This is a genomic window from Gluconobacter sp. GP1 (genome assembly GCF_032913585.1).
GTDB classification, from domain to species: domain Bacteria; phylum Pseudomonadota; class Alphaproteobacteria; order Acetobacterales; family Acetobacteraceae; genus Gluconobacter; species Gluconobacter cerinus.
Map to the genome: position 1 here is coordinate 626,330 of NZ_JASGXC010000003.1, position 15,743 is coordinate 642,072.

Annotated in this window: 18 protein-coding genes and 1 riboswitch; of the genes, 13 read left to right on the forward strand and 5 right to left on the reverse strand. The window is 57.6% G+C overall.

The features are described 5' to 3' along the window. Positions 1 to 3: 3 nt before the first annotated feature. Both R5H23_RS10985 and R5H23_RS10990 read left to right on the forward strand, forming a co-directional pair. Complete coding sequence (locus R5H23_RS10985) at positions 4 to 522, forward strand: DciA family protein (protein ID WP_064275159.1); 519 nt, start codon at positions 4 to 6, stop codon at positions 520 to 522. Positions 523 to 636: 114 nt separating this feature from the next. Next, positions 637 to 1,266 (forward strand): hypothetical protein, encoded by a 630-nt coding sequence (locus tag R5H23_RS10990; protein ID WP_317215442.1) that lies wholly within the window; start codon positions 637 to 639, stop codon positions 1,264 to 1,266. Positions 1,267 to 1,295: 29 nt separating this feature from the next. Here the strand turns inward: R5H23_RS10990 and serB are convergent, their stop codons facing one another. Next, entirely contained in the window at positions 1,296 to 2,189 is an 894-nt protein-coding gene (serB, locus tag R5H23_RS10995) for a phosphoserine phosphatase SerB (protein WP_211503610.1), read from the reverse strand. Between the two features lie 42 nt (positions 2,190 to 2,231). Here serB and miaA point away from each other — a divergent pair, with 42 nt between their 5' ends. From miaA to speE, 6 genes are all read left to right on the forward strand, one after another. After that, positions 2,232 to 3,239 (forward strand): tRNA (adenosine(37)-N6)-dimethylallyltransferase MiaA, encoded by a 1,008-nt coding sequence (gene miaA, locus R5H23_RS11000; protein ID WP_317215443.1) that lies wholly within the window; start codon positions 2,232 to 2,234, stop codon positions 3,237 to 3,239. Positions 3,240 to 3,248: 9 nt separating this feature from the next. Beyond that, the gene (gene ilvB, locus R5H23_RS11005; RefSeq protein WP_317215444.1) at positions 3,249 to 5,045 is read left to right on the forward strand and encodes a biosynthetic-type acetolactate synthase large subunit; all 1,797 of its coding nucleotides are present in this window, start codon (positions 3,249 to 3,251) and stop codon (positions 5,043 to 5,045) included. After that, a complete protein-coding gene (gene ilvN, locus R5H23_RS11010) occupies positions 5,045 to 5,572 on the forward strand; it encodes an acetolactate synthase small subunit (protein ID WP_064275493.1) in 528 nt (175 codons plus the stop codon). The genes ilvB and ilvN overlap by 1 nt, the downstream gene beginning before the upstream one ends. Next, entirely contained in the window at positions 5,572 to 6,591 is a 1,020-nt protein-coding gene (ilvC, locus tag R5H23_RS11015; RefSeq protein ID WP_046900379.1) for a ketol-acid reductoisomerase, read from the forward strand. The genes ilvN and ilvC overlap by 1 nt, the downstream gene beginning before the upstream one ends. A gap of 472 nt (positions 6,592 to 7,063) precedes the next feature. After that, entirely contained in the window at positions 7,064 to 7,543 is a 480-nt protein-coding gene (speD, locus tag R5H23_RS11020) for an adenosylmethionine decarboxylase (RefSeq protein ID WP_046900378.1), read from the forward strand. A gap of 74 nt (positions 7,544 to 7,617) precedes the next feature. Next, positions 7,618 to 8,490, forward strand: a complete 873-nt coding sequence (gene speE, locus R5H23_RS11025) for a polyamine aminopropyltransferase (RefSeq protein ID WP_046900377.1) — start codon at positions 7,618 to 7,620, stop codon at positions 8,488 to 8,490. A 35-nt stretch (positions 8,491 to 8,525) separates the two neighbouring features. On the opposite strand, the gene R5H23_RS11030 is transcribed toward speE, so the two are convergent. From R5H23_RS11030 to R5H23_RS11040, 3 genes are all read right to left on the reverse strand, one after another. After that, positions 8,526 to 8,891 (reverse strand): MarR family winged helix-turn-helix transcriptional regulator, encoded by a 366-nt coding sequence (locus R5H23_RS11030; RefSeq protein ID WP_317215445.1) that lies wholly within the window; start codon positions 8,889 to 8,891, stop codon positions 8,526 to 8,528. 203 nt (positions 8,892 to 9,094) lie between these two features. Next, positions 9,095 to 9,364 (reverse strand): DUF333 domain-containing protein, encoded by a 270-nt coding sequence (locus R5H23_RS11035; protein ID WP_317215446.1) that lies wholly within the window; start codon positions 9,362 to 9,364, stop codon positions 9,095 to 9,097. 1 nt (position 9,365) lies between these two features. After that, positions 9,366 to 9,668 (reverse strand): putative quinol monooxygenase, encoded by a 303-nt coding sequence (locus R5H23_RS11040; protein ID WP_317215447.1) that lies wholly within the window; start codon positions 9,666 to 9,668, stop codon positions 9,366 to 9,368. 98 nt (positions 9,669 to 9,766) lie between these two features. Further along, positions 9,767 to 9,857: riboswitch (glycine riboswitch) on the forward strand. A 139-nt stretch (positions 9,858 to 9,996) separates the two neighbouring features. On the opposite strand from R5H23_RS11040, the gene gcvT reads away from it, so the two are divergent. From gcvT to gcvP, 3 genes are all read left to right on the forward strand, one after another. Continuing rightward, positions 9,997 to 11,130, forward strand: coding sequence for a glycine cleavage system aminomethyltransferase GcvT (gcvT, locus tag R5H23_RS11045; protein ID WP_317215448.1), 1,134 nt, complete (start codon positions 9,997 to 9,999; stop codon positions 11,128 to 11,130). 17 nt (positions 11,131 to 11,147) lie between these two features. Beyond that, positions 11,148 to 11,507 carry a glycine cleavage system protein GcvH gene (gene gcvH / locus R5H23_RS11050; protein WP_048842819.1) on the forward strand — a complete coding sequence of 120 codons (360 nt, stop codon included), beginning with the start codon at positions 11,148 to 11,150 and terminating at the stop codon, positions 11,505 to 11,507. Between the two features lie 76 nt (positions 11,508 to 11,583). Continuing rightward, on the forward strand, positions 11,584 to 14,421 hold the full coding sequence (gcvP, locus tag R5H23_RS11055) for an aminomethyl-transferring glycine dehydrogenase (protein ID WP_317215449.1): 2,838 nt from the start codon (positions 11,584 to 11,586) through the stop codon (positions 14,419 to 14,421). 63 nt (positions 14,422 to 14,484) lie between these two features. Here the strand turns inward: gcvP and R5H23_RS11060 are convergent, their stop codons facing one another. Then, positions 14,485 to 14,955, reverse strand: a complete 471-nt coding sequence (locus R5H23_RS11060) for a YbaK/EbsC family protein (protein WP_211516709.1) — start codon at positions 14,953 to 14,955, stop codon at positions 14,485 to 14,487. Positions 14,956 to 15,113: 158 nt separating this feature from the next. On the opposite strand from R5H23_RS11060, the gene R5H23_RS11065 reads away from it, so the two are divergent. Both R5H23_RS11065 and R5H23_RS11070 read left to right on the forward strand, forming a co-directional pair. Next, a complete protein-coding gene (locus tag R5H23_RS11065) occupies positions 15,114 to 15,425 on the forward strand; it encodes a putative quinol monooxygenase (RefSeq protein ID WP_235271740.1) in 312 nt (103 codons plus the stop codon). An 84-nt stretch (positions 15,426 to 15,509) separates the two neighbouring features. Further along, positions 15,510 to 15,722 carry a heavy-metal-associated domain-containing protein gene (locus tag R5H23_RS11070; protein ID WP_211516708.1) on the forward strand — a complete coding sequence of 71 codons (213 nt, stop codon included), beginning with the start codon at positions 15,510 to 15,512 and terminating at the stop codon, positions 15,720 to 15,722. Positions 15,723 to 15,743: the final 21 nt, after the last annotated feature.

Consider the following 15,743-nt stretch of genomic DNA (forward strand, 5'->3'; position numbering starts at 1 on the left):
GATATGACGAAGGATCACGGTCCGGACAAGAACCTTCGTGGTCGGGCAGCGGGAATGGACCAAAAGCCTGCGTGGATTCCCAAGCGGGGAGGAGCCCGGCAGATCGGTGCTCTGGTGCCAGGAATTACCAAGCCGGCGTTCAAGAAGAAGTCTCCGCTTCTGGTTCGGCTTTCCATGGACTGGGAAGATTTTATCGGTCCACGTCTGTCTCGTGTGACCGAGCCGCGTCGGCTGTCGGCAGGGTCTCTGACGCTGGCGTGTTCGGGGCCGATTGCCATGGAATTGCAGCATCTCGCACCTCAGATCATTGAACGGATCAATACAGCCTGTGGTCTGCGGGGAGAGCATCTCATTCTTCGGTTGAAGATTGTTCAGGACATGACAGCATTTGAGAGGCCCAAGCCGCCAAGGCCCAAGCCCGTTCAGGTTGATGTTCCTGAGATTGAAGATGACGAGTTGCGGGATGCCCTGCAACGCCTTGGTGGCCATATCGGAGCGCGGGGTGGCCGCAGGCGTCGGTGACAGAAGTGTTTCACGTGAAACGACTTGTTTCATGCCCTGAAAGAGCCCTTTTCAGGGACCAGAGTTCTGACGATATGGAAAGTTGAAAAGCGGCTATTTCCAAGGAGACAAGCCATGAACATCACGAAAAAATCTGCTGGAGCCTTGGTGCTGGCCGCATTGATTGGTGCTGCACCGTTTTCGGCCATGGCGCAGCGTGGCGGCGGTGGTGGCTTCCATGGTGGAGGTGGAGGCCGCGGTGGTCCCGGAGGTGGCGGGATGGGCGGATTTCGTGGTGGTGGCGGTTACGGTGGAGGCCCGGGAGGTGGATTCCGTGGCGGCCCTGGCATGGGTGGCTTCCGGGGTGGTCCAGGCGGTGGTTACGGCTATCGTGGAGGCCCCGGTTGGGGCTTCCGTCCCGGCTATGGTGGCTGGGGCGGTGGATGGGGTGGCCCGCGCTTCGTCGGTTGGGGTACGCCCGGTTGGGGTGGATGGAATGGCTGGGGCGGCCCGGGCTGGTTCGGTTACGGCTGGGGTACGCCGGGCTGGGGCGGCGGCTGGGGCTGGGGCGGCTGGGGCGTTGGTGCTGCCCTTGGTGTCGCAGCCGGCATGGCGATCGAAGGTGCTGCCAATTCCTATCCCGGCGGATACTACCCTGGCGGATATCAGGGGGGCGTTCCTGCTGGCGGGTATGCCGTTCCGCAGGGATATTATGGAGCGCCAACCTATTATGGTGGTGTCCCGCCTTATACCTGGGGGTATTGAGGCGGGAGTATAAAGGCGCGGCCTTTTCGTCAGTCAGTGACGAAATCGGCGGCGCGGTATCCCTGAGCGAACAGATGTGCACGCAGACCTGAAAAATTGATCTGCGTGCCAATCACCTTCTTCACATTCGGTTTTGCGTGGAAGGCCAGACCCAGCCCGGCGCTGGCCAGCATTGGAATATCGTTCGCACCGTCACCAGTTGTGAGCGCAGCACGAAGTTGAACACCCCGCTCAGTTGTCAGGGCTTCCAAATGAGTCAGCTTTGCATCTGGCCCCAGAACCGGGCCGCCTAGCTTTCCAGTCATCTTGCCATCGGTGATTTCAAGAATGTTTCCGTGATTTTCATCGAAGCCACATAGCTCTGCCACACGTTGTGTGAACCATGTGAAGCCACCTGACACCAGAGCCGTGCGTGCGTTGTGCTTGCGCATGGTCTGCACGAGCTCTTTCGCGCCGTCCGTCAGGGTTACATTCTTCCAGACGTCTTCCAGAACAGATGCTGATTTTCCTGCGAGCAGAGCAACGCGTTGTTCAATGGACGTTTCAAAGTCGATCTCTCCATTCATGGAGGCTCGGGTGATGGCCGCAACCTGCTCGCCTACACCAAGAGCCGCCGCCATTTCATCCAGCGTTTCTCCCGTCACGACAGTGCTGTCCATGTCTGCGACGAGAACAGCTTTGCGACGGCCACGGGTTTTCAGCAGCAGTGTGTCGACCTGATAGGGGGCCAGCGTTGCGCGGATTGTTGCGGCGCTTGCGGCGCCGGGCCCAGGTGTAGGGCATGGAATATCGACGGCTTCCCCTTCAGACAGAACGATAGGGGCTTTGCCTTTCACCAGAGAGCGGGCGACGTCGATGGCTTCTGGTTTGAGGGGGCCAGCCTTGCGGTCGGCAATGAGTGTCAGAACGGAAGGAAGGGACATAAGCTCTCGTAACGATCCAGCGCGTGTGGCAGGAACAGGGGAATGAACGCCCCAAAGACAGCAATCATTGTGGCTGGCCCGACGTGCTCCGGCAAGTCTGCTCTGGCTCTTGATCTTGCGCGGACCTTCAATGGAACAGTGATCAATGCTGATTCCATGCAGGTTTACCGCGATCTTCATATTCTCACAGCCCGCCCCGATGCAGCGGATGAGGCGGTTGTTCCTCACCGACTGTACGGTGTTTTGGATGCGGCAACGCCGGGAAGTGTGGCCTGGTGGCGCGAACAGGCTCTGACCGAAATGGACGCGGCCTGGAGGGCTGGGCGTCTGCCAATTCTGTGCGGCGGTACGGGCATGTATCTCCGCGCTCTTACAGATGGTCTGGTGGAAGTGCCTGACCCGGGGGATAGCGCGCGACAGGAAGCCCGAACGCTGGCGCAGGACATTGGCCCGGCAGCTCTGCATGAGAAGCTGTTGGAGGTAGACCCGGAAACTGCCTCCATGCTGCGCCCGAATGATACGCAGCGTATTTCCAGAGCATGGGAAGTCTGGCGTGGGACGGGGCATGGTCTTGTCTGGTGGCGGGCTCAACCCGGTCTGCCAGCGGCTCCCTGCCGATTTGTTTCCGTTCTTCTTGATCCACCTCGGGAGGAATTGCGGGCGTCTCTTGATGCCCGCTTTAGCCAGATGTTGGAGGCTGGGGCGCTGGATGAAGTGCGTCAACTTGTTGCACGGGGTCTGGATTCTGTATTGCCAGCCATGCGCGCGCATGGGGTTCCTGAGCTTGCTGCAGTGTTGCAGGGTGACGTGACGATCGAGGCTGCGCGACAGGCTGCTGTTCTGGCGACAGGCCGATATACGCGCCGACAGGCGACGTGGTTTCGGCATCATGCCTTGGGATCAAATGGTAATTCGATGGTTTCGTTTCGTAGATACACCCCATTTGCGCAAGAATCGAAAACAGAACACGAAAAAATTGAGAATTTTATATCTGAGCGAGTTGACGAATCCTACAGAACTGTCCTAAATCCCGCGCCTCATACCCCTTAGGAGGATACGGTGACGGCTTCTGCTGAAAGAGACGCAACAACAGGCAACGAGGCGCTGAATGGCGCGGAGGTGCTTCTGCGCGTTCTCGATGAACAGGGCGTAGAGGTAGTCTTTGGCTATCCGGGGGGCGCTGTCCTTCCAATCTACGATGCGCTCTTCAAGCAGGACCGTATCCGCCATATTCTTGTCCGTCATGAGCAGGCTGCCGTTCATGCAGCTGAGGCTTATGCGCGTTCGACCGGCAAGGTTGGCGTTGTTCTGGTGACGTCCGGTCCGGGTGCGACCAATGCCGTGACCGGCCTTGTCGATGCGTTGATGGATTCGATTCCGCTGGTCTGTCTGACCGGTCAGGTGCCGACGAAGCTGATCGGCAATGATGCGTTCCAGGAAGCGGACACGACGGGCATTACCCGCCCGGCCACGAAGCACAACTATCTGGTGCGGACGCCGGGTGCTCTGGCGCAAACGGTGCGTGAAGCTTTCGAGGTGGCGCGTTCCGGTCGTCCGGGGCCTGTGCTGGTTGATCTGCCCAAGGACATCACGGTTGGTCAGGCTCCGCTAACGGCGCCGGCGCTGTCACGGCTGAAGCGTTTCCGCCGTCAGGGTGGACCGGATGCCGAGGCGATTGTCCGCACGGTCCAGGCCATGAAGACGGCCAAGCGTCCGCTGTTCTACACGGGCGGTGGTATCATCAACTCCGGTCCGGAAGCGTCTGAGCTGCTGCGTCGTCTGGCGCGCAAGACGGGTTTCCCGGTCACGTCCACGCTGATGGGGCTGGGAGCGTTTCCGTCTCCTGATCCGCAGTTCCTTGGTATGCTTGGCATGCACGGGTCTGTTGAGGCGAACATGGCCACGCATGGCTGTGATCTGCTGATCGCTCTGGGTGCGCGTTTTGATGATCGCGTGACGGGCCGTGTAGACGCGTTTTCGCCGAATTCGTTCAAGGTTCATGCGGATATTGATCCGAGCCAGATCAACAAGATCATCCGCGTGGATGTGCGTCTGGAAGGTGATGTTCGCGATACGCTTCAGGCGCTGCTGGACGCATGGGACGATACGCCAACACCTGATCTGAGCACATGGTGGAACCAGATTGCGTCCTGGCGCAGCGTGGATGGCTTCGGCTTCACGCAGGACATGACGCCGTCTGCGGTGATCCGTCCGCAGCATGCCGTTCGTCGCCTGTACGAAATGGCGATGGAAACGGGGCGTGACACGTTTGTGTCCACCGAAGTCGGCCAGCATCAGATGTGGGCGGCCCAGCACTTCCAGTTCGCCAAGCCGAACCGCTGGCTGACGTCGGGTGGTCTGGGTACGATGGGTTATGGTTTGCCAGCGGCTGTGGGCGCGCAGGTTGCGCATCCAGATGCTCTGGTGATTGATATTGCGGGTGAAGCCTCGACCCTGATGAATATTCAGGAACTGGGAACGATCGCGCAGTATCGTCTGCCGGTGAAGATCTTCATCCTGAACAACCAGTATATGGGCATGGTGCGTCAGTGGCAGGAGCTGCTGCATGGGTCACGCTATTCCCAGTCTTACAGTGAGGCGCTGCCAGACTTCGTAAAGTTGGCGGAAGCGTTCCAAGCAACCGGGATGCGTGCGACCTGCGTGGGTGAGCTGGATGATGTCATCCGCCGGATGCTGGAGCATGACGGCCCTGTCATCGCGGATATCTGCGTGGCGGAAAATGAAAACTGCTATCCGATGATTCCATCGGGTGCGGCTCACAACCAGATGCTGCTTGGCCCGGATCAGGATTCCGCAGCCGCAGGTCTGACCGAAGAAGGGATGATGCTGGTCTGATGACGGAGACAATCCAACATTCGGTCATCTCGGTTCTTATTGAAGACGAGAGTGGCGCACTGGCCCGCGTGGTGGGTCTGTTTTCAGGCCGGGGCTACAACATTGAGAGCCTGACTGTGGCGCTGGTGGATGCCGAGCGCAGCCTGTCACGCATTACGGTTCTGACGTCGGGGACGCCGCAGGTTATTGAGCAGATCAAGGCGCAGCTGAAGCGTTTGATTCCGGTTCATGCGGTTTGTGATCTGACGGAAGAAGGCCCGTATGTGGGCCGTGAGCTTGCTTTGGTAAAAGTCGTTTCCCGTGGCGAGAACCGCACGGAAGGTTTGCGGATTGCAGATTCTTTCCGAGCCCGCCCGGTTGATACGACGGCCACCAGTTTTGTGTTCGAACTGACGGGGTCTCCCTCCAAGATCGACGCTTTTATCGAGTTGATGCGCCCCCTTGGCCTGGCTGAGGTTTCGCGCACGGGGATTGCGGCCATTGGTCGTGGCCCTTCTGTCTTTCACGTTAACGAGGAACATGTCTGATGCGGGTGTATTACGATCGCGATGCCGATCTGAATCTGATCAAGAGCAAGAAAGTCGCGATCATTGGCTACGGCAGCCAGGGTCACGCTCATGCCAACAACCTGCGTGACAGCGGCCTGACCGACATCGTCATTGGCCTGCGTCCGACGTCCTCTGCCGTCAAAAAGGCAGAAGAGGCTGGCTTCAAGGTCATGTCCCCGGACGAGGCTGCTGCCTGGGCCGATGTGGTCATGGTTCTGACGCCGGATGAAGGCCAGGGCGCCCTGTACAAGGACAGCCTTGAGAAGAACCTGAAGCAGGGTGCAGCTCTTGCATTCGCACATGGTCTTTCCATCCACTTCCGCATCATTGAAGCCCGTCCGGATCTGGACGTGTTCCTGATCGCCCCGAAGGGCCCGGGTCACACGGTGCGTTCTGAATACCAGCGTGGCGGTGGCGTTCCGTCCCTCGTTGCTGTGGCCCAGAATGCTTCTGGCAAGGCTCTGGACATCGCTCTGTCCTACGCTTCCGCAAATGGCGGCGGCCGTGCAGGCATCATCGAGACGAGCTTCAAGGAAGAAGTCGAAACCGATCTGTTCGGTGAGCAGGCTGTTCTGTGTGGCGGTGTCGTTGACCTGATCCGCGCTGGTTTTGAGACGCTGGTTGAAGGTGGCTATGCCCCGGAAATGGCTTACTTCGAGTGTCTGCACGAAATGAAGCTGATCGTGGATCTGATCTACGAAGGCGGCATTTCCAACATGAACTACTCCATCTCCAACACTGCGGAGTATGGTGAGTACGTGACGGGTCCGCGCATCATCACGCCGGAAACGAAGGCTGAGATGAAGCGCGTTCTGACGGACATTCAGGATGGGACGTTCGTTCGTAACTTCATCCTTGAGAACCAGTCTGGTGGCGTTGGCTTCAAGGCTATCCGCGCTCGCAATGACGCTCACCAGATCGAGAAGACCGGTGAGAAGCTGCGTGCGATGATGCCGTGGATTGCCAAGGGCAAGCTGGTCGACAAGGCCAAGAACTGATCTTTACGGATTAGGTCCCCTTAGTCGCTATCGGCTAGGGGGTATGAAAAACACGCATTGCGAGGCTGAGATATTTCAGCCTTGGAGTGCGTGTTTTTTTATGCGCTGTGCAGGGCCCCGCCTGCCTACGCTGCAGATGACGCATAGGACGAATCGTTGGCTATGACGGAGCGTATCTGTTGCTGAGTCAGAAAGACCCTGAAGTGAAGGGTAATCCCAAAAAATCGACGGATTCTCGAGCTTTTGGAGGGTGTTTTTACTCTGAATTCCCAAACGGTGGTTCTTCTTGGGAGCGTCTAGCGGCAGTGGGACGATCTGTGATGTCGGCCCGGCTTCTTCCGGGAATGTGACATATTAGCGAATCAGGCCAGAAAACCCTTGCATCCGCAGGAAGGGGGCTCTAACTACCGCGCTTCTTGGCCCAAGGGGGCGATTTCGCCCAACAGGCTGTCTACTGGTTTGGGGGTACGTGATGAACGCACTTGCTCAACTGGGGATGGTATCGGAACTCCCGAGAGATATCCAGAACAGCGCTGCTCACTCTGTTGAAGAGGAGCGCAAAGACTATTTTATTGAACGGGATGGCGAACGCTATGCCGGTAATCATTTGCTGATCGATTTCTGGGATGCCCGGAATCTAGATGATCCAGCACGGATTGATGAGACGCTGCGCGAGGGTGCTATTGCAGCCGGTGCAACGATTCTGCACAGCCATTTCCACCACTTCACGCCGAATGGTGGTGTGTCTGGTGTTCTGGTGCTGGCAGAAAGTCACATCTCGATCCACACATGGCCAGAGCGTAATTACGCCGCGGTAGATGTGTTCATGTGCGGCGCCTGTGATCCGAATCTTTCGATTCCGGTCATGCAGCGCTTGTTCCAGGCTGGCCGCATCGAAGTTGATGCCGTACGCCGTGGACGCGTGCAGGACAGGAACGCTAGCGCGGCCTGATTCTCGGATAGGGGCCAGCCGAACCGGCTGGTCTTTACTCTGCTATTAAATCCCGACAAGGAACCCCGATGACCATGGCTGAAACATGGATCAACGAGACCCTGTACCCGGACTGGGGACAGCGTTTTCTCGTAACGCGTGAGCTCGCGCGCGTAAAATCTGATTTCCAGGACATTGTTGTCTTTGAAAGCTCCAGCCATGGCCGTGTGCTGGTTCTGGATGGCGTCATTCAGATCACGGAACGCGATGAGTTCGTTTATCAGGAAATGCTGACGCATGTTCCGATGCTGGCGCATCCGTGTGCGAAGCGCGTTCTGATCATTGGTGCGGGTGACGGTGGCGTTCTGCGTCGCGTTCTTGAGCACAAGACCGTTGAAAAAGCCGTCATGGTGGAAATCGATGGTGCGGTAATTGAACTCTCCAAGCAGCATCTGCCGAACATTGCGGGCGATGCCTGGAATGACCCGCGCGCTGAAGTGATTGTCGGTGATGGTATCGACTATGTTGCCAAGGCTGCTGACGGTTCTTTTGACGTGATCATCGTGGACAGCACGGACCCGATCGGCGTTGGTGAAGTTCTGTTTACGGACGAATTTTACAGCAACTGCGCACGTATCCTGTCGGATGAAGGTCTGATCGTGAACCAGTGCGGTGTTCCGTTCATGCAGTCTGATGAACTGTATGAGACGAGCCTGCGTCGTGCGAAATTCTTCCCGCATGTTTCAGCTTATGTTGCCGCTGTCCCGACTTATGTCGGCGGTTTCATGACGTTGGGTATGGCTTCCAAAGGCCAGGCTCCGAACACGCAGACGCTGGAGCAGATTCGCGGACGTGCAGACGCTGCCAAGATTCTCGGCACGACACGCTATTGGACGCCTGAAATTCACGTCGGCTCTTTCAATCTGCCGCCATATATTGCCGAGCATCTTCCTAAGACGGAGAAGTAAGGCCTGATCCTTCGCTCTTTTAGGAGTGAAGGATTTTAAAGGCAGCTTTCGAGGCTGCTGCTCATGCGTTCCAGAAGCGTAATGAGAATGTCTCTTTCCAGCGGGGTGAAGCCTTTGAAGGCTTCCTCGCTGGCACCTTCCATAATTGGAATAACCTGCTGGCTTTTAGTGAGGCCAACTGGCGAAAGCCGGATCTGACTGACGCGTTTGTCGTCCGGGTCGGGTTCGCGTTCGATCAGGCCGTCCCGCTCCATGCGTGCCAGCAGTGTTGCCATGCCTGGTTGCTCAATCCCTGCGAGTTCAGCAAGCACCTTTTGAGTGCGGACTTCGCCTTTTCCGAGGGCAAGGAAAACCGGAATCTGTCCTGCGCGCATTCCGGCGGGTTTCAGTTTCTGTTCCATCAGGCGCGTGAAAAGGCGCCCGGTCTTACTTGTTAATGAGCCTATGGAGAGGCAAGGGGCCTGATTCTGCATGGGGAACTGCCTTCAGGTGGATAGTGTGGATAACATACATAACATGTTATGTATTTATTTTAAGAAGACTGCTCACATCGTAAAGCGGTTTTCCTGATCTCTTTGGAAATCAGGAAAACGAGAGGAAGCACTTACGGTTTGGAGGTGGGTGGCAACGATTTGCACTGATGGTCGCGGTACAGGCTCCATTCTTCACAGGTCTGGCCGGAGGGCAGGTGGCACATACCAACCTGTCCAGACGGCTGACTAACAATTTCCAGAGTTCCTCCCTGCTTTGTGCAGGAGACGCTGGCGGGGTTTGCCAGACCTATGAGATGCGGCTTCTGCGGTTGTTCCGCGTTGCATGCAGCCAGTAGGAGAAGAGTGGCGCCACAGAGGCTGTTTTTGAGCGAGAAGCGCATATCAGGGTGCCGTCCTTGTAAAGAAGCGGACGTTGTTTTCCTTGGCGCCAAGGGTTTTTACAGCCTCTGCGAATTTCTGGAAGTGCGGCGTTTTGAGGTGCACATCAAAGGCGGCCTGATCGCTATAGGTTTCGACAAGCACAATGAGATTCGGATCTTCATTGGATGTCATCACGTCAAAGCTATGGCAGTCGGGCTCGTCCGCGTTGGAATGCTTGCTGTCATAAGCACACATTTCAAGGAATTTTTCCCGATTTTCTGGGGGAATGGACAATTCTGCAATGACAGTCAGTTCGCCAGCCATGAAAGTTCTCCCGTTCTGGTTACAAAGGTATGCGGCAATCGTAACGCAGAACTAACCGTAACGATTGCGAAGAGATCAGGAAACTGGCAGGATCGAGTCCGACCAATACGGGAGAGACTGGCCTTGAAGGCTGGCGCCGAAGGAGCAACCGCCCCGGAAACTCTCAGGCCAAAGGACCGAGTTGGTCGGTAAATTCTGGAGAGAGGTGCGCCTGACGTACCCGCCGACGGGATAGCGATCTCAGGCAAAAGGACAGAAGGGGCGGCGTTTTCCGGAAGATTCCGGGTGCGTCTGCACCTTCATGTTCTGACCGGGCCGGACCTACCTCATGACCGACTCTCTCCAGCGTACCCCTCTTCATGCACTCAATCTGGAACTTGGCGCCAAAATGGTGCCGTTTGCGGGTTATGAGATGCCGCTTCAGTATCCCGCAGGGCTGATGGCCGAGCATTTGCACACGCGCAGCAAGGCTGGGCTTTTTGACGTCTCCCATATGGGGCAGATCCGGATTGCTGCTCGCAGTGGCGATGTGCGTGATGCCGCTCTGGCGCTCGAAAGCCTGATCCCGGCCGATTATGCGGGGCTTGCGAAGGGACGGCAGCGCTACGGATTTCTGACCAATGATACCGCAGGCATTCTTGATGATCTGATGGTCGCCAATATGGGCGATGATCTGTTCGTTGTGGTGAATGCGTCTTGCAAGGAGCAGGATGCGGCGCTGATTGAGGCGGCTCTTTCTGACCGTTGTGTTGTGGCGCGGCAGTTCGATCGTGCGCTGATGGCGTTGCAGGGGCCGCAGGCTCAGGAGGCTATCGCACCTCTTTGTCCGGCAGCGGTCGATATGCGTTTTATGGATGTGATCGAGACGGAGCTTGCTGGTGTTCCGGTGACGCTGTCGCGTTCGGGTTACACCGGGGAAGATGGTTACGAAATTGGCTGTGCAGCCGCGGATGCGGAGACTGTTGCGCGGGCGTTGCTGGCTCAGCCACAGGTTCTTCCCATCGGGCTTGGAGCCCGGGATTCGCTTCGTCTGGAAGCGGGGCTTTGCCTGTACGGCAATGACATCGACACGACGACCACGCCAATTGAAGCCTCTTTGGCCTGGGCCATTCAGAAGGCCCGGCGAGAGGGTGGTTCCCGGGAAGGCGGGTATCCGGGTGCAGAGATCGTTCTGCGTCAGGCCCGTGAGGGTGTCAGCCGCAAGCGTGTTGGCCTGATGGCGGAGGGGCGTGCGCCTGTTCGTGCGGGGGCGAAGCTTTTTGCAGATGCGGAAGGCCAGAAAGAGATCGGTCTGGTGACGTCAGGGGCGTTTGGCCCGACGGTTCAGGCGCCGGTGGCGATGGGATATGTCGCAACAGACTACGCGGGGAATGACACGGCACTGTTTGCCGAACTGCGTGGAAAATTCGTTCCGGTTCATGTTCGGGCGATGCCGTTCGTGGCGCCCGGTTTCAAGCGTTAAGCCAAGGAAAAGCAGCGATGACGACTTATTATACCAAATCGCATGAATGGATCCGTCTGGACGGGGAAGAAGCGACCGTGGGCATCACGGCTCATGCTTCTGAAGAGCTGGGCGAACTGGTGTTCGTGGAAGCCAAGGATGAAGGCACGGACGTGGCGGCGGGCGATGCTGCTGCGGTTGTGGAATCCGTCAAGGCGGCGTCTGACATCTATGCTCCGGTCGCGGGCGTGCTGTCTGGCTTCAACACGAAGCTTTCCGATGAGCCGACGCTGGTTGGTAATGACCCGGAAGGTGAGGGCTGGATCTTCAAGATGAAGGTTTCCAACCCGGACGACGTGACGTCCCTTCTGACGGCAGAGCAGTACAAGAGCCTCTGACGTTCTGTGATGGGTCTGGCTTTTGCCGGGCCCATTTTTCTTTCCCTGCCCATCAAGACTTCCAGAGAACGATACCGTGACGATCCTGTGGCCTGAACAGACCGAAGACTTCAGCTCCCGCCATATTGGCCCACGCTCCTCTGAAATTACGGAGATGTTGCAGACGATCGGGGCGTCCAGCCTTGAGGATCTGATTGACCGGACGGTTCCGAAAGCCATTCTTGATCGTGGCGATCACGGGATTGGCGCGGCGCTGACGGAACAGCAGGCTCTGGCGCGTTTGCGGGAGATTGCGTCCCGGAACCGCGTTCTGACGTCCATGGTCGGGCAGGGATATTACGACACGGTTCTTCCGCCGGTCATTCAGCGCAATATTCTGGAAAATCCGGCCTGGTACACGGCTTACACGCCGTATCAGCCGGAAATCAGTCAGGGGCGCCTTGAGGCGCTTCTGAACTTTCAGACGCTTGTGGCCGATTTGACAGGGCTCGATATCGCCAATGCGTCTCTGCTGGATGAGGGCACGGCCTGTGCGGAGGCGATGGCGCTGGCCAAGCGTGTCTGCAAGTCCAAGTCCGACCGGTTCTTCGTAGATGCTGATACGCACCCGCAGACGCTGGCTGTTCTGAAGACGCGGGCCGAGCCGCTGGGCTGGGAGATTGTGGTGGGTGATCCGACGACGGATCTGGATGCGGCGTCCGTGTTTGGTGCGCTGTTGTCCTATCCGGGGTCGTCCGGGGCTGTGCGTGACCCGCGCGGTGTGATTGAGGCGGTTCATGCGCAGGGCGGTATTGTTGCCGTGACCTGTGATCCGCTGGCTCTTGTGATGCTGGAAAGCCCGGGGGCTCTGGGCGCGGACATAGCCATCGGGTCCATGCAGCGTTATGGCGTGCCGATGGGCGGTGGTGGCCCGCACGCCGGGTTCATGGCGACGAAGGATGCTTACAAGCGGCACATGCCGGGTCGTCTGGTGGGCGTGTCCCGTGATAGTGCCGGGCGTCCGGCGTATCGACTGGCGTTGCAGACCCGTGAGCAGCATATCCGCCGCGAGAAGGCGACGTCCAACATCTGTACGGCGCAGGTTCTGCTGGCCGTCATTGCGTCCATGTATGCGGTGTATCATGGACCGGAAGGGCTAAAGGCGATTGCGGGTCGCACGCATCGTCTGGCGGCTATTCTGGCTGCGGGCCTGAAGGCCTTGGGTGTGACGGTTGAGACGGAAACGTTTTTCGACACGCTGACAGTACAGGCTGGTTCCGATGCACAGGGCATTCTTGCTAAGGCTCTGGACGCCGGAATCAATCTGCGGGATGCTGGCGAAGGACGGATTGGTCTGTCCTGTGATGAGACGACCACGTCTGAGACCATCCGGGCGCTGTGGCAGTGTTTCGGGGCGGATGAGGCGCGTGTTGCGGTTCTGGAGCGGGAGCTTTCCGTGGAGGAAGCTCTACCGCAGGCGCTGTCCCGTCAGGCAGCTTTGCTGACGCATCCGGTGTTCCATGTTCATCGGTCAGAGACGGATCTGCTGCGGTATATGCGGTCTCTGTCTGACAAGGATCTGGCGCTGGACCGGACGATGATTCCGCTGGGCTCCTGCACGATGAAGCTCAATGCGACGGCGGAAATGATTCCCATCACCTGGCCGGAGTTCGGGCGGATTCATCCGTTTGCGCCGAAGGATCAGCAGGCTGGGTATGCGGAACTGTTCGCATATCTGGAGCGGACGCTGTGTGCGATTTCTGGCTACGATGCTGTGTCGCTTCAGCCGAATTCTGGTGCACAGGGTGAGTTTGCGGGCCTTCTGGCGATCCGTGGGTATCATCAGGCGCGTGGGGATATGGATCGGGATGTGTGCCTGATTCCGGCGTCCGCGCATGGGACAAACCCGGCGTCTGCCCACATGGTGGGGATGCGTGTTGTTGTGGTGGCCTGTGACAGCAATGGCAACGTTGATGTTGAGGATCTGAAGGCGAAGATCGCGCAGCATGACGGACGTGTGGCGGCCATTATGATTACCTATCCGTCCACACATGGTGTGTTTGAGGAACGGATTGTCGAGATCTGTGACCTTGTTCATGCGGCTGGTGGGCAGGTTTATCTGGATGGTGCGAACCTGAATGCGCAGGTTGGTCTGGCACGACCGGGTCTGTACGGGGCCGATGTTTCGCATTTCAATCTGCATAAGACGTTCTGCATTCCGCATGGCGGTGGTGGACCGGGTATGGGGCCGATTGGTGTGGGCAGCCATCTGGCGCCGTATCTGCCAGGCCAGAACGGGATCGCCGTTTCTGCCGCGCCGTATGGTTCAGCGTCCATTCTGCCGATCTCTGCGGCGTACATCATGATGATGGGGGATGAGGGGCTGCGCCGGGCGACGGAGGTGGCCATTCTGAATGCGAACTACATCGCGGCGCGTCTGGAAGCGCATTACCCGGTGCTATATCGGGGTAGCAACGGCTTTACGGCGCATGAGTGCATTGTTGACCTGCGGCCGATCAAGGATGCGGTTGGTGTAACGGTGGACGATATTGCCAAGCGTTTGATTGATCACGGGTTCCATGCGCCGACGGTCAGTTTCCCCGTAGCGGGGACGTTCATGATCGAGCCGACAGAGTCCGAGGGGAAGGTCGAGCTGGATCGGTTCTGCGATGCGATGATTGCCATTCGGGCAGAAATTGCGGACGTGGAAGCGGGGACAGTTGCCGTAGAGGATAGCCCGCTACGGTTTGCGCCTCATACGACGGCTGACTTGGCCGGTGAGTGGGGTCGCCCCTATGCGCGGGAGAAGGGCTGTTTCCCGGGTGGGGTTAACACGTCCAAGTACTGGTCGCCTGTCGGACGGTTGGATAACGCATGGGGCGACCGGAATCTGGTGTGTTCGTGCCCGGATATTTCGACTTACGCAGACGCATAATATTAATCTGTTTTCTGAGTAGAAAAGGGCGCCCTCAAAAAGGGGCGCCTTTTTTATGGTCTATCAGGATGTGACGGTGACCCACTGTGCAGACGTCAGTTCTGCCAGACGAGCCGGGGTGAGCATGACAGAGGCATTGGTGGCACCTGCAGCAGGGATCACGATGTTAAATGCGCGAAGAGACTCATCGCAATAAACGGGAAGTGGTTCTGATAGTCCAAAGGGGCAAACGCCGCCGGGCGGATGGCTTGTAAGTGCCAGCACTTCTTCTCCGTTAAGGAAGCGGGGACGCCCTCCCAGGGCGTCTTTTGTCAGACGATTATCCAGACGTTTTGTTCCTGCCATAACGATCAGAACATTTTTAGCCTGTGGCCCTGACCCAACCTTCACACCGAGTGTTTTGGCAATCTGATCGGGCTCGACATTGTGTGTGGCAGCAGCTTCTTCAACGGTAGCCGTGGAACGCTCCGTCACGATGATGGAGAGATCAGGCGCGCGCTGGGCGAGATCAGTCCTTACGCTTTCAAGACTCATGAATAGGTGCCTCCGGAAATTTCAGGAAGATGTTTCATGTGAAACATGGGGGAGATTTCAGAAAACGTATCTTGTAGAAATGGCAGCGCACAGGGGCGAGGGCCATCAGTTTACCGATGGGAACCAGATCCTGTATCTTTTTTTGTGAGGAAAACATCGTGAGTCATGCTGCCTGTGTTGTCGCCATTCTGACTGTATCGTCTGACCAGGCACGAGAACTGGAGCTGGAACTGGTACGCTGCATTGTTGCATCACGTGCGGAAGAAGGCTGCCAGCGGTACGTAATCAGCCGCGATCAGGATCATGCAGGACGCTTCACGGCCGAGGAGCGCTGGGCTTCGACTGAGGCTTTCGAGCAGCATCTGGAGACGCCACATTTTAGGTCTCTTGCCGCGTTGCTGGATCGTCTGGATGCTTCGGTGCAGTTGATGAAGGTGACGCCGCTTGATGAAATCAGTGACGCGATCTGAAAGCTGTTTCAATTCCAGCGGGAATATGTCTCTTCTGATGTGTCGCTGTTGGGGCGGCAAACCATGCACGAAGGAGAGACACCCATGACAGCAACCGTAACATTTCAGGTCGAAGGCATGTCCTGCACAGGGTGTTCAGGCAAGCTCCAGAAAGCCCTTGAAGCTGTTCCTGGCGTTTCTGCTGCGGATGTGACCCTGGAGCCAGCACAGGCTGTCATTCAGTATGATGACTCCAAGGTTTCTACGGCAGCGCTGAAAGAGACAGTGGAAGACGTTGGCTTTGATGTTGTTGGCTGACTGAGAGATTGCCTTTGGCGG

What these genes read in the sequence shown, in the direction of transcription:
- R5H23_RS10985 (WP_064275159.1), top strand. Translation starts at nt 4, where the DNA reads ATGACGAAGGATCACGGTCCGGACAAGAACCTTCGTGGTCGGGCAGCG.
- R5H23_RS10990 (WP_317215442.1), top strand. Translation starts at nt 637, where the DNA reads ATGAACATCACGAAAAAATCTGCTGGAGCCTTGGTGCTGGCCGCATTG.
- serB (WP_211503610.1), bottom strand. Translation starts at nt 2,189, where the DNA reads ATGTCCCTTCCTTCCGTTCTGACACTCATTGCCGACCGCAAGGCTGGC.
- miaA (WP_317215443.1), top strand. Translation starts at nt 2,232, where the DNA reads ATGAACGCCCCAAAGACAGCAATCATTGTGGCTGGCCCGACGTGCTCC.
- ilvN (WP_064275493.1), top strand. Translation starts at nt 5,045, where the DNA reads ATGACGGAGACAATCCAACATTCGGTCATCTCGGTTCTTATTGAAGAC.
- ilvC (WP_046900379.1), top strand. Translation starts at nt 5,572, where the DNA reads ATGCGGGTGTATTACGATCGCGATGCCGATCTGAATCTGATCAAGAGC.
- speD (WP_046900378.1), top strand. Translation starts at nt 7,064, where the DNA reads ATGAACGCACTTGCTCAACTGGGGATGGTATCGGAACTCCCGAGAGAT.
- speE (WP_046900377.1), top strand. Translation starts at nt 7,618, where the DNA reads ATGGCTGAAACATGGATCAACGAGACCCTGTACCCGGACTGGGGACAG.
- R5H23_RS11030 (WP_317215445.1), bottom strand. Translation starts at nt 8,891, where the DNA reads ATGGAACAGAAACTGAAACCCGCCGGAATGCGCGCAGGACAGATTCCG.
- R5H23_RS11035 (WP_317215446.1), bottom strand. Translation starts at nt 9,364, where the DNA reads ATGCGCTTCTCGCTCAAAAACAGCCTCTGTGGCGCCACTCTTCTCCTA.
- R5H23_RS11040 (WP_317215447.1), bottom strand. Translation starts at nt 9,668, where the DNA reads ATGGCTGGCGAACTGACTGTCATTGCAGAATTGTCCATTCCCCCAGAA.
- gcvT (WP_317215448.1), top strand. Translation starts at nt 9,997, where the DNA reads ATGACCGACTCTCTCCAGCGTACCCCTCTTCATGCACTCAATCTGGAA.
- gcvH (WP_048842819.1), top strand. Translation starts at nt 11,148, where the DNA reads ATGACGACTTATTATACCAAATCGCATGAATGGATCCGTCTGGACGGG.
- R5H23_RS11060 (WP_211516709.1), bottom strand. Translation starts at nt 14,955, where the DNA reads ATGAGTCTTGAAAGCGTAAGGACTGATCTCGCCCAGCGCGCGCCTGAT.
- R5H23_RS11070 (WP_211516708.1), top strand. Translation starts at nt 15,510, where the DNA reads ATGACAGCAACCGTAACATTTCAGGTCGAAGGCATGTCCTGCACAGGG.